General features: G+C 31.2%; 9 protein-coding genes. All 9 read right to left on the minus strand.

Annotation, left to right across the window (positions count from 1 at the left end; translation table 11 throughout):
- Nucleotides 1–38: 38 nt before the first annotated feature.
- Nucleotides 39–1,601 carry a family 20 glycosylhydrolase gene (locus CHB63_RS13955; RefSeq protein ID WP_089379103.1) on the minus strand — a complete coding sequence of 521 codons (1,563 nt, stop codon included), beginning with the start codon at nt 1,599–1,601 and terminating at the stop codon, nt 39–41.
- Between the two features lie 189 nt (nt 1,602–1,790).
- Nucleotides 1,791–3,479, minus strand: a complete 1,689-nt coding sequence (locus CHB63_RS13965; RefSeq protein WP_089379105.1) for a beta-N-acetylhexosaminidase — start codon at nt 3,477–3,479, stop codon at nt 1,791–1,793.
- 195 nt (nt 3,480–3,674) lie between these two features.
- Nucleotides 3,675–4,532, minus strand: coding sequence for an N-acetylglucosamine kinase (locus CHB63_RS13970; RefSeq protein WP_089379106.1), 858 nt, complete (start codon nt 4,530–4,532; stop codon nt 3,675–3,677).
- A 21-nt stretch (nt 4,533–4,553) separates the two neighbouring features.
- Nucleotides 4,554–6,482 carry a glucosamine-6-phosphate deaminase gene (locus tag CHB63_RS13975; protein ID WP_089379307.1) on the minus strand — a complete coding sequence of 643 codons (1,929 nt, stop codon included), beginning with the start codon at nt 6,480–6,482 and terminating at the stop codon, nt 4,554–4,556.
- Between the two features lie 41 nt (nt 6,483–6,523).
- A complete protein-coding gene (locus CHB63_RS13980; protein WP_089379107.1) occupies nt 6,524–7,852 on the minus strand; it encodes a sugar MFS transporter in 1,329 nt (442 codons plus the stop codon).
- Between the two features lie 44 nt (nt 7,853–7,896).
- Nucleotides 7,897–8,901, minus strand: a complete 1,005-nt coding sequence (locus CHB63_RS13985; RefSeq protein WP_089379108.1) for a sulfotransferase family protein — start codon at nt 8,899–8,901, stop codon at nt 7,897–7,899.
- Nucleotides 8,902–10,134: a chromate efflux transporter gene (gene chrA / locus CHB63_RS13990; protein WP_089379109.1), complete on the minus strand. Its 1,233-nt coding sequence runs from the start codon at nt 10,132–10,134 to the stop codon at nt 8,902–8,904.
- 32 nt (nt 10,135–10,166) lie between these two features.
- Complete coding sequence (locus tag CHB63_RS13995) at nt 10,167–11,531, minus strand: aryl-sulfate sulfotransferase (protein WP_217898420.1); 1,365 nt, start codon at nt 11,529–11,531, stop codon at nt 10,167–10,169.
- A gap of 169 nt (nt 11,532–11,700) precedes the next feature.
- Complete coding sequence (locus tag CHB63_RS14000; RefSeq protein WP_089379111.1) at nt 11,701–13,203, minus strand: RagB/SusD family nutrient uptake outer membrane protein; 1,503 nt, start codon at nt 13,201–13,203, stop codon at nt 11,701–11,703.
- Between the last annotated feature and the right edge of the window lie 7 nt (nt 13,204–13,210).

The raw sequence follows: 13,210 nt of genomic DNA on the forward strand, positions 1-13,210 counted from the left end.
AAAAATGGTTTTTATAATTAATTTACATAAATTAAAAGTCAACCCTTTAATTTAGTTAATCGATTGTACAATATATTTAATCCAAGATTCCTAATCCTGTTTTGGTCATCTATCTCAGAGTCATACAAAAATCCTTTGTTCAATTCAAAAAAACGCTGATCTAATTCTTTAGATTGGACCAACAACTCTTTCAGTTCTTCAATCAATTTTTTTGAATGATTGACTGTAAATTGATCTGAATTATAGAAAGATTCAAGTTCCCTAAAGGCTAAATAATGATTCCGAAAATCTGCCATTAACTTATAGTGTTCAAATTCTTTTTTATTCTTTAAGGGCTTTAAACTATACAATAATTCACGAGCCAGATTTGAATTTGACCTCATTTCAGCTATCGAATTACTGACTTCAGGTTTGCCATTGAATATTAGTTCAGGAGAAGAGGAAAGAGCCTGCCATAATTTTTCTCCATCTCTTTTTATAAAACCAAATCTTTCAATACCATAATTAATTACAAAGTTTTTCGGGTTTATAGGTTCTTCATTTTTTAATGCCTCGGAATAAGATGCGACCAGTATGCGAAAACCAGACAATGGATATGTATTTCTTATTTGTTCCATATCTATTACCTTATTACCTACATCCCATGTGAACCCATACAGGCCAGAAGTAGACCAAGAAGTCATTATCAATCCCTCATATTCAGCCTTTCTGGCATAAGGTATAAAGTCTCGTTGATTATTAAAATGCTTCTCCCAATAGGTAATGTACCAATTATCTGGATGGCTTCTGATAGCGGGTGCTCCCCAAAAGGTAAATCCTTTTTGCTGAAGATTTTCTATATCGCCAAAGTGGTTTGTTTTCCATCCATAGTTCCAATCGATGAAAATGGTTTCCTTAGGCAATTCATCAACTGCCTCAGGATACTTCAAAAGGATATCGGCCCACATAATAGGTTTTTTCCCTAATTTAACCACAATTTCACACATCATTTTCATATAATCAACAAATAATTTTGATTTGCCTTCATTAGCCGCTTTTAGTGAGCATTCTGAACAATGACCAAGTAAATAAGTTTCATCACCTCCAATGTGAATATAATCAGAGTTGTGCATCAATGCCATATCCGTAAATAAATCTGTAAAAAGATTTCTATTTTCCTCAATTTTGAGAGGGCAAAGTTGCGATATATCCTTCTTGTCTTCCTTTAATTGACTATACCGTTCATTTCTAAGAATATATTCCACATGTCCAAAACATTGCTGAAGCGGAATTACTTCAATTCCAATCTGTTGACAATAATCAATAAATGATTTCACCTCTTCTCTTGTATAAGAAAGTTCATTTGATATTGTTGCTTGTTTTTCGAAGGGATAAGTAGCTTCCCATTCAAGTACCAATGCGTTAATGCCAAAACCAGCCAGTTCTTTGGTAAAGCTTTTTAATGCTTCCGGAGTCATTACTTGAATACGTAAATCAAGATGAAACCCTCTTACTTTAAATGTTACAATTGTTTCGACTAAAGTTTTTTCCTGTGAAACAACCTTTAAGTTTAAACCTAAAATAAAAATAAGTAACGATGATATTAATACTTTCTTTGTCATTTGTTATTTTTATATTTCATATTTACTTAACAATAGCTTCAAGTGTTAAGGATTTTATTTCTTCATCAAGGGGATTGTTTCCTTGCTTCCTAAACTATATATTGAAAAATAAAATCAATAAAACTAATTTCAAGGTGAATGCTAATCGCTTAAGACAAGTATTAATTTATACAGTACATTTAGTAAATATTAATTTTTAAATGTGTGTTTAGCGTAATTTAAACCCATAGCATCATACCTTTTCGTAAAATATTTTAAACGTTTACTAAAATCTTGCCAATTTCTAGATTCTTTAGAAGACCAAACTACTTCGGACAAGGCAGTCATTCTTGGCAAAATCATATATTCAACATAATCTGTAGTTTCCATATATTCGCTCCAAACATTTGCTTGGGCTCCTAAAATGTACTTTTGTTCTTCATTTGTTAATTCTATTGGAGTTGGTTCATAGCTATAAACATCTTCAACAGTTGTCAATCCTCCAATTGCTAATGGTTCATTGTTTTTGTCTTTATTTTGATAATAATCAAAATAAACAGTATGTTCAGGCGTCATAACAACATCGTGATGTTGCTTTGCTGCCTCTATTCCCCCTTTTGTTCCCCTCCAAGACATTATTGCCGCATTAGGTGCTAGCCCTCCTTCTAGAACCTCATCCCAACCAATAATTTTTTTACCATTGGCATTTACATATTTTTCAATACGATTAATAAAATAGCTTTGTAGTTCGAGTTCATCCTTTAAGCCCAAGCTTTCCATTCTTTTTTGACACTGGTCACATCTTTTCCAATTCCCTTTTGGACATTCATCCCCTCCAATATGGATATATTGTGATGGAAATAATGGAATAACTTCAGCCAAAACATCTTCTAAAAATTTAAATGTTTCCTCTTTTCCAGCACAAAACACATCATCCATTACTCCCCAAGTTTCCACAACAATTTTCGGGGTACCATTGGCTTGAATTTCTTTTCCTTGTTTAGAACCCATGTCGTTAAAAATTTTTGTAGGTTCTTCAGGAAAACAACTTAAAAAAGGATATGCTGCAATTGCCGCCCCACCGTGCCCAGGTAATTCAATTTCAGGAATTACATTTACGTGCCTTTCTGATGCGTATTTTACAATATCTTTAATTTCTTCTTGTGTATAAAAACCCCCATATTCTTTTTCATCATTACCTGTACCTGGATGGTGCCCAATTATTGTTCCATTTCTCCAAGCTCCAACCTCAGTTAATTTTGGGTATTTTTTTATTTCAATTCTCCAACCTTGATCTTCTGTTAAATGCCAATGAAAGGTATTCATTTTGTGCATTGCTATTAAATCAATGTACTTTTTAACAAAGTCTACTGAAAAAAAATGGCGAGCAACATCTAAATGCATTCCTCTATATTGATATCTTGGATTGTCCTTAATAGTTACCGCAGGAATTGTTAATCCATTTAATGTAACATCATCCTTCTTCATTGCAATAGGAATCAATTGTCTTAAGGTTTGTATTCCATAAAAAACACCTTTAGAGGTCTTACCCGATATTACAATTTTATTGTATTTTACAGTTAATTCATAACCTTCTTCATTTTCAATTGTAGAATCTAATTTAAGAATGATATTTCCATTATTAACTTCCGAAGAAAATGGTACATTTTGTCCTGAATCTGCACTTAAAATATCGGCTAAAAATTGCCCTTCTTTTTCTAAATAATTGTCACCTGCAACTTTAGTATTAGCATCTATTAAAAATTTTCCAGTTAAAATTTCCATTGATAATGGTTGCGGGATTATTAAATAATCTTGACTAGAATTTTCTGCTACGCTATATTTATTCGAACAGGAAACAGTTAACAAACAGGATAGAATAAAAATTGTTACTCTCATTATATTTTAATTTTTTATTTAATTATTTTTTTGCGTCAAATAAGATATTTTGTTTACTAATACCCATTTGTCTTTTTTTTAATAAAAGGTCATCATAGCTAATAGCTATTTGAAAAATAATATTGGCCAATACTCCTTTTTTCTTAACATTAATTATTTTCTATTCTAATCTAATTGCGTAAATATTTATGAAACTTAGACTAAAATATTTTCTGCTTTTATTTTGAGAATTACATTCTCAATAGGTCTTTTTATAAAACCTGAAACCTTAATTCCTTTTTCCTTTAATGCTGAATTAATATAGTCTTGTGCGTAATAAGCAATAGAACCTACAAAATACAAAGGCAAAGTTTTCAATTCTTCTCTAAATTGTAAGAGCTGGTTATCTATAAATTTAGCAATACCTTCTCGAATAATCCTGTCCATTAAATCATGTTCTTTATATTTAAACAAGAACACAGCAAATTCAGCTAAATATTTATTAGGTGTTTCAGATTGATATAAATTGTTAATCACATCATTTACATTTAAAAGAAAATCATTTTCAAACGCAACTTTTAATTCATTTGGCATTTGATTGTAATAGTAACTTTTTAAAAGCTCTTTTCCATAGTAATTACCGCTTGCTTCATCCATTAATAAATAGCCCATTGAAGGTGTTTTTGACTGTATATTTTTACCATCATAAAAACAACAATTAGAGCCCGTTCCTAAAATACACAACACAGCAGGTTTATTTGTAGTAGCCCAAATAGCAGCCATAGTGTCTTCTTTTACAATAAATGTTGCATTTGTAAAAAAAGTAGATAAAATATCTTCAATTAATTGAATACTGTTTTGAGTATTGCAACCAGCGCCAAAAAAATAAATTGAGGTAATTTCATTAGAAAAACTTAAAAGAGTTTCATTTTCAGAAATTATTTGTTGAAGCGCCTCTCTTTTTAAGATTGAAGGATTTAATCCCTTTGTTCTAAATCTGATTGGTTCCTTTTCGTTACTTTTGAACAACACCCAATCACATTTTGTTGAACCACTATCTGCAATTAAAAACATGCTCTTAATTTTATTTATTAATTAAAACTTCCATCTCACAAAAGCCTCCATAGCTGCATAACTTGCCATTCCTAACTGGTCATATAAAGCTGCCGTTTCGCTGTTTCTAACTTCAGCTCTTTGCCAAAATTCTCGACTGTCGGTTCCTTGAAAAACGACACCATCTTTTTGCGATTGGTGAATAAAAATACCATGTCGTTTTTCTAATACCTGGTCCGGGCTTAATGGGACTGCCATTTCAATTTCATCAATTTCCCATTCTTGCCATGCACCTCTGTACAACCAAACCCAACAATCCTTCATAAATGGTTTTGGTTTTAATATTTTAACTGCTTCAAAAATAGCGTCTAAACAAACTTTATGAGTGCCATGTGGATCGGCTAAATCACCTGCCGCATAAATTTGATGTGGTTTTATTTTCTCAATAAGATTCATTGTTAATTGAACATCTTCTTCACCTAAAGGCTTTTTTTCAATGGTTCCTGTTTCGTAAAAAGGTAGTTCCATAAAATGGATTTGACTATCTGGCAGTCCTACAAAATGTGAAGTTGACCTAGCCTCACCTTTACGAATCAATCCTTTGATATAACGAACCTCCGAAATATCAATTTCACTATCTTTTTTATTCTTTAAAAACTTAATTGCTTTTTTATAGATATTCTCAGCCTCTACACTTTTTATTCCAAACTTATCATTGTAATCACAAACAAAACTTGCAAACCTTAGTGCTTCACTATCCGCAACTGCTATATTTCCTGAAGTTTGATATGCCACGTGAACTTCGTGTCCTTGTTGTTGTAAACGAATAAAAGTACCTCCCATACTTATGATATCATCGTCAGGATGAGGACTAAAAATAAGTACCTTCTTTTTTGCTGGAATGGCTCTTTCTGGTCTTTTACTATCGTCTGCATTTGGTTTACCCCCTGGCCAACCTGTAATGGTATTTTGTAATTTGTTAAATATTAGAATATTGATATCGTATGCCGGACCAGAATCAGCTAACAAATCACTCATACCGTTTTCAATATAATCTGCATCGGTAAGCATTAAAATTGGTTTCTTTAAATGTTGTGCTAAACCTAAAACAGCTTTTCGTATCATTTTATCTGTCCACTCAATTTGCTCTACCAGCCAAGGTGTATTGATTCTTGTTAATTTTGAAGAGGCTTCTTTGTCTAAAATAAAAACAGCATTATTGTGTTCTTGTAAAAAAGAAGCTGGCACTTGATTGGTAACTTCTCCTTCAACTGATGTTCTAACTATATTTGATTTTCCTTCCCCCCAAGCCATTAAAATAACTCGCTTGGCTTCCATTATTTTTTTAACTCCTAATGTAATTGCTGTTCTTGGGGTATTTCCCAATCCTAAAAAATCTTTACTGGCAGCTACTCTTGTGATATGATCTAAAGCAACCAATCGAGTTTTTGAATTTTGTAATGAACCAGATTCATTAAATCCGATATGTCCATTACCTCCAATTCCTAAAATTTGCAAATCAAGTCCACCTAATGCTTCTATTTTGGCTTCATAGTCGTTACAATATTCTGCAATTTCCGCTTTGGTCAATGTTCCATCAGGAATGTGATAATTTTCTTTTAGTATATCTACCTTATCCAGCAATAATTCTTTCATAAAACGCACATAGCTATTTACTGAATTAGGATCCATAGGATAGTATTCATCTAAATTAAAAGTGATTACATTTTTAAAACTCAATCCTTCTTCTTTATGCAAACGCACAAGCTCTGCATATAAACTCTTAGGTGAAGACCCTGTTGCAAGCCCTAATATACAAGGCTGTTTTTGAGCTTGTTTCACCCTAATTAGCGCTGCTATTTCTTTTGCAACAGCTTTAGATGCTGAAATTGAGTCTTCAAAAACTACCGTATCTATATTCTCAAATCGCTTTTCAAATCCTGTGGCTTTGTCAATATTACTTTTTAACATTGTATTTTTCTTTAAGTTTTCAATTCTTTTTTCTAGTTTTTTTATTTTCTTAACCAACTTTTGTATTTATGCCCCCAAATGGCAAAAAACAGAATGAATGCATAACACGGAATTAAAATCCAGTAACTGCTTGTTGCAGCAGTTGCCAAGGCATCAGATTCATTAATTCCATTTGCAATCAATTCATGCTTATTTGCATCTACTAACCTTCCATATAAGGGTGGTATGATAGCGCCTCCAGAAATTGCCATAATTAATAAGGCTGAAGCTGTTTTTGTGAATTTACCTAATCCTTCTAATGTTAAAGGCCATACTGCAGGCCAAACCAAAGCATTGGCGATACCCAAGGCAGCTACAAATAAAATGGAGGTAAATCCAGTTGTTGATAAAATACATATGCTAAATATAATTCCTAAGGCTGCACTAATTCTAAGTGCTGTTCCTTGTTTTAAATACTTTGGAATTAAAAACACACCCAATGCATAAGTAGCTACCATAGCTAAAAGGGTAAGTGTTGTAAAGAATTTTGCATCAGTAGCTGGAAAACCTAATGAAATACCATAAGCAATTATGGTATCACCTGCTATAACTTCTGCTCCTACGTAAACAAATAGTGTTAAAACGCCCAACCATAAATGTGGAAACTGAAAGATATTGGTCTTTGCTGTTTTTCCAACGTTCTTTTCATCTACTGGGGCTGCTTCTACGTGCGGAAGAGGTGCTTTTCTAATTAATAGTGCCAATACAAATAACACTATTGCCATCACTAAATATGGAGTAAAAACACTATCTGCCATGGTATCTAACAGTACAGCTTTCTCCTCAAGAGAAACTGTTCCTAACTTTTCTTTGACTTCATCTATGCCTGAAAGTAATAACGCTCCAAAAATTAAAGATCCCAAAGCACCTGCAGTTTTATTGGCTATTCCCATAATAGCTATACGCTTTGCACCGCTTTCAATCGGTCCTAAAATAGTAATATATGGATTGGCTGCAGTTTGTAATATCGTCATTCCTACACCTTGTATAAAGATTCCCGTTAAAAATACCCAATAAGTTCTTGCTTCTGCTGCTGGTATAAAAACCAAAGCTCCAATAGCCATTATAAATAGTCCCAAAGACATCCCTTTTCTATAGCCTATTTTATTTAAAATGTAAGAAGCTGGCAATGCCATTACTACAAAAGAAATATATGACGCTGATGCTACTAAGTAGGATTGAGCATCAGTTAATTCATTAATGGTTTTCATAAATGGAATTAATGCACCATTAATCCAAGTAACAAAACCGAATATAAAAAATAAGCCTGCAATAATAATTATTGGAATTAAAGTGTTTCTTTTATTATTCTCTATTGTAGATTTAATCATTTTTGAATATTATATTATTAGAATTAATAAATTTCCTTATATTTTTATCTTTCAATAATTTCTTTTACTAAATTGGATTGACCTTTTCTTTTTTCACGATCTTTTTCGCTTAAATTTGAAGCGGCTATCTGTTTTAATAATTTATTTTCAACATTGAATTTTTCAATTTCATCTTCTGAATAAAAATTATCTCCTACTTCTGCTAAATATCTATTGTAATTCAATCTTAAAAGAGTCGACCCTGCAACATGTTCAAATATTTTAATTTGGTCATCACTCAATTCTTTTGAAAACTTATTAAAATTGTTTTTTATAATAGGTTGTGATAAATTTTCCCACATTTTGCCAGAATCTGCTGTAATATTAGATTCATTTGAACTATAGTAGGTTAACATGGAATTATTATAAGGCACTTTTAAAAAGTTACATAGTCGCTTTAAAACCCCCTCAGAGTCATTCAAAAGTTCTTCATAACTAATTAGGAAAACTCTACTATTTCCTAATTTTTCTTTCAATTGAACACATAAATCTTGTTCCTCTTTCCATTTTTTTGCTAAATGGTACATGTGTTTTTCTCCTACAATTGCCTTTCTAAAAGAAAGTGCAACATCTCTTCCATCACGATATAAATAAATGTATAGAGGTTTTATCCCTGATTCTTCTATTTTATCAGCATAATGTATGTTCGACATACTTTTGCAACACCAATAAGTAGCCTTAGAAAAACTTGCCTTTAACTCATAGATTACTTTAAAAATCTCAATTAATGAGTTGGATTTGCAATATGATTTTATCTTAGTTCTATTTAATTGAAATCCTTCCCATGGTACTGGATTTAATTCAACCAATTTGCAGATATCATCTATTAAATTATCAAAATTTCCCTCAATATTCAAGTCACCATACTTTGGTAACAACGGAAAGAATCTTTCTAATATATGAGGTGGATGAGGTGCATCAACTTCACTAAGTTGATTAAGAATTACCCTTAATAAATTTGACCCAGATCTTTGTGTACCAATAATTTGTATTGATTTTATTGTTTTCATCTAAAAATAATTAAAAAATATTAATCCTGCTATTCCGGACAATGGAATTAAATAAACTACATCTATTTTAAATTTAAGAGACGCTATTAATACACCTAAAAAGACTACAACCGCAAACCAAGAAAAAGATATGCTAATTCCAATGGTGTAGGCTGCTGCAAATATCATCCCTATTACTGCCGGTCTCAAACCCTTAAAAGCAGCTTTGATAACTTTTGAATTTCTAATTTTATTGAAAAATTCAGAAAATAAAATCATAACTAAACCTGGTGGAATAAAAATTGCTAGAGTAGCTGTTACAGCACCAATAATACCACCAACCTTAAAACCTATAAATGTTGCACTGATAAAAATAGGTCCAGGAGTTAATTGCCCCATAGCTATGGCATCTGCAAATTCTTTTTCTGTTAACCAATGAAGTCCTGATACAATTATTTCTTGCATTGTAGGAATAATTACATAACCTCCTCCAAACAGCGTAACACTAATACTTGAAAAAGTTGTCATTAATTCTTTTTGAATAGTAGTAATTTTAGAAGTTTCTCCAGAGGTTAATGAAGGTAAAATCAATACTACAAACATCACAATAGCTACTACTAATAAACTTGGAATTAATTGTTTTGCATATTTTGAATGTTTTACAACTGAGATAGCTTCCGTTTTGAAAGAATTCTTAAAAAGTACAAACCCTAAAAATCCACTTACAATAATTATAATAATTGTTATAAATACAGATTTAATAAAAAGTATTGTTCCTATTGCTAAAATACAAATGATTACTTGTATGAAATCTTTTATATGTTTTTTCGCCATATTAGCCGCAACTGCAACAATTATAGCTGATACCGCAGGTAAAACACCTTTAAAAAAGTTAGTTAAAGCAGGTAGCTGGCCATATTCAAGATATATAAAAGAGAGCAATAACATAATAACAAAAGACGGAAGTAAAATACCTAACATACTAACAAGTGCTCCTTTAATTCCTTTTAAATAATAACCTATATAAATAATTACATTAAAAGCCATTGGGCCAGGTAAAACAGAAGCTAATGAAATTCCGTCTAAAATTACCTGATCTTTAAGTATGCCTCTTTTTTCAATCAATTCTTTTTGAACTACAGAAATTAAAGCCATAAATCCACCAAAAGAAGTTGCTCCAATTTTTAGAAATGATAAAAACAAGAATAACAATGTTATATCTTCATTTTGTTTACTACCTTTTGTTTTTATCATTTATTTATAGAATTAACTTATTCATAATACTATTAATTTGCAAAACTTGTATCATATAGCATTTTAATATATTGAGTCCTATATGTTGAATATTCTAGCGGAATAATACCTAACAAACTCCCTTCACTATTTGTAAAAACTAATCTTTTCGTATTTGTGCTACAGAAAATCACTAAACTATCATTAATATATTCTGCACTTCCTTGCGAATGTGTAAAATATTTATGTGGAAAATTGACAATTTTTAATGGGTGCACTTTCATTTTTATGGTATCCAATGAAAGTGTTAATAATCTAGAATGTGTGGTTTTATTAATATCTGAAATTTTTAAATTTCCTGAACTTTGAATATGCCCTGGTTTAAATCTCAAATTTCCGTTATCTAACAAAACTAATTCTCCATTTTCGTTAAACCTAATATTGTGTTGCCCAGAAAATACTGTATTTTCAGGCATTTCAAAATCACTATTCAAGCCACCTAACTTCCATATTAATTCTCCCGTCTGTCCATTAATTTTCCATATCTGACTAATGTTTCTAAATGAGATGATATAGTTTCCTTGTTTGTCTTTTGATAAAGAGTTGGCATGCAACCAATCTTTTTTACTTTTTAATATTTTTTTATCTTCTAATGGGTTCATTACGTCAAAGACTGACCATTCCCAAACTTTTTCCCCATTATGATTTAAAACCATAATTCCATCTCCTTTTACAGTGTCTTTTTTTATGCCGCCTACAGAAGATAAATCAATTATTCTTTCATCATAAACCAATGTAATAATGTTTCCATTTTCATCTAAATCAACTTCATGATGAAATAATTTATCAATTCCATTTTTACCAGTTTCTGCTTCAAATAAGATATTTCCAAATTTATCATATTCAATTATTTTATTTCCATTTGTAAAATGTAGCGTATCATTACTAAGAATACCCAACATTGTTTCATTTTTTGTCCATTTGGAAACCTTAAAATTTTGATTATTTCTTTGATAAGACACTAATTCTCCGTTGCCATTAATAATAAAAAGATAGCCTGGTACTTGTCTAGAATGAAAATGTAAATATCCTTCAAAACCAACATTTGCCATACTATCTAAATTTTTAAAGTAAGGAACCCAAGGTGTTTTTACTGATGTTTTAAAGTGATACGTTTTACTGATTTTTTTTTGCTCTTCCTTTTGTACAATAACATTAAAAAAGTATTTAGTATTTAAATTTAAATCAACTAATATTAATTTATGTTGATTTGAATCTTTTGATATTGGCGAATAAAATATAATGGAATCTTTTTCTTCTTTGTCAAGATATTTCCAATACCTAATATATGCATCTGTTCCTTCTGAAGTCGTAACATTTATGTTTATCTTCAAGGCATTATCAGAAATTGATTTCATTTCAATTAATCCAATTTCACATTTATTTTTGGATTTCCCAGAAAAAAAACTACACGAGTGCATTACCAAAAGCAAACTCAATAAAAAAAATAAATTTTTCATAAACATTAAATAACTAAATAAAAATCAATGGCCTTCAATAGGAAGACCATTGATTACTCAAATTAACCTAAAAATTATTTGAAGGGTTTGGTTCCATATTAGGATTCAAATCTAACTCCAAACGAGGAATTGGCATCAACTGATGGTTAACAGTTACATTTACAGGATATCCTTGATCACTTAAATATCGTGTCATTGTAGATTCAAATAAACCATGTCTTATCAAATCATCTTTTCTGTGACCTTCTCCTGCTAATTCTATTGCTCTTTCTTTAAGTACAGCATCTCTAAAATCTTCTTTACTTAAACCTGCTTGAAGATTGCCTAGCCCCGATCTGTTCCTTACTTGATTAATAGCCTCGTAAGCTTCACCATTTGGACCATTTAATTCATTTTCAATATCAGCTTTTAAGAGTAATACATCTGCGTAACGTAATACCGGAACACCTAATTTGGATATACCATAGTTTTTATACGCATCATATCCAGTACCAGGTGCTGTTACGTCTCTATTATAATGTCCAAATTTTCTATTAATTGCAAATCCAAATTGATCAATTGCGCTTCTTAGAGCACCTCCATATAATTGAGGGTAATCATCTAAATATACTTCTAATCTCTCATCACCTTCTTCTATTGTATTATATATTGTTGGAGGTAAACCAACATTAGCCCACCCTGTATCATAACTCCATGGTGTAAAAAACTTTACATGATGATTTGAAGCTGTACTATAAGATTCTCCCATAGATAAAATAGAAAAGATAAATTCATTGTCCAATATTTTTGATTCATAAAATAATTTCAAAAACGAATCTTCTGTGAATAAATCATAAACACCTAATGCTATAAGGGCATCAATATTTTCTCCTGCTTCAGCCCATTTTAATTGTCTTAATTGTGCTTTTGCCAATATTCCGTAAGCAGCACCTTTAGATGCACGACCAGGTGAGCTGCCATTAGCTGGTAAATTTGCAATTGCGAACTCAAGATCTTTTTCAATCTGAACATAGACATCACTTGCTGAACTTCTAGATAGACCAGGTATATCAGTTGTAGTAGGTTCAAGTTTTAACGGCACTCCACCAAACATACCAACCAAATCAAAATATGCCATTCCTCTCAAAAAAGAAGCTTCACCTAACAATTTGTTTTTTGTTCCAATTTCACCAAAATAACTATCATCCATCCCTTCAATTAACTGAAGAGCCCAGTTTGCTCTGTCAATTACCTTATATATACTTACCCAAATAGGAGCTACAATATTCTCATTACTCCATTGATATTTTTCCAATTCGGCATAATGGATATCGCTAATTTTGAATACATCAGTAATTCCATCTGTGGCACGAGCCATAACTCCAGCTCCGTAATATCCCCATCCGTCATCGAACATTCCATTATGAATGCCATCAATTAAAGCAATAGCATCACTTTCTGTAGTTAATGTTGATATGGAAAGATCTCCTTTTAATTCTTCTGTTAGATCATCATCACATGAACTTATTGTAATAAAAAACAATAAATACAGGCAAGTTTTGATAATTTTATTTATTCTATTTATTTTCATGATATTT

Origin of the sequence: Lutibacter flavus, from assembly GCF_900188355.1 — a bacterium.
In the GTDB taxonomy this organism is placed as follows: Bacteria; Bacteroidota; Bacteroidia; order Flavobacteriales; family Flavobacteriaceae; genus Lutibacter; species Lutibacter flavus.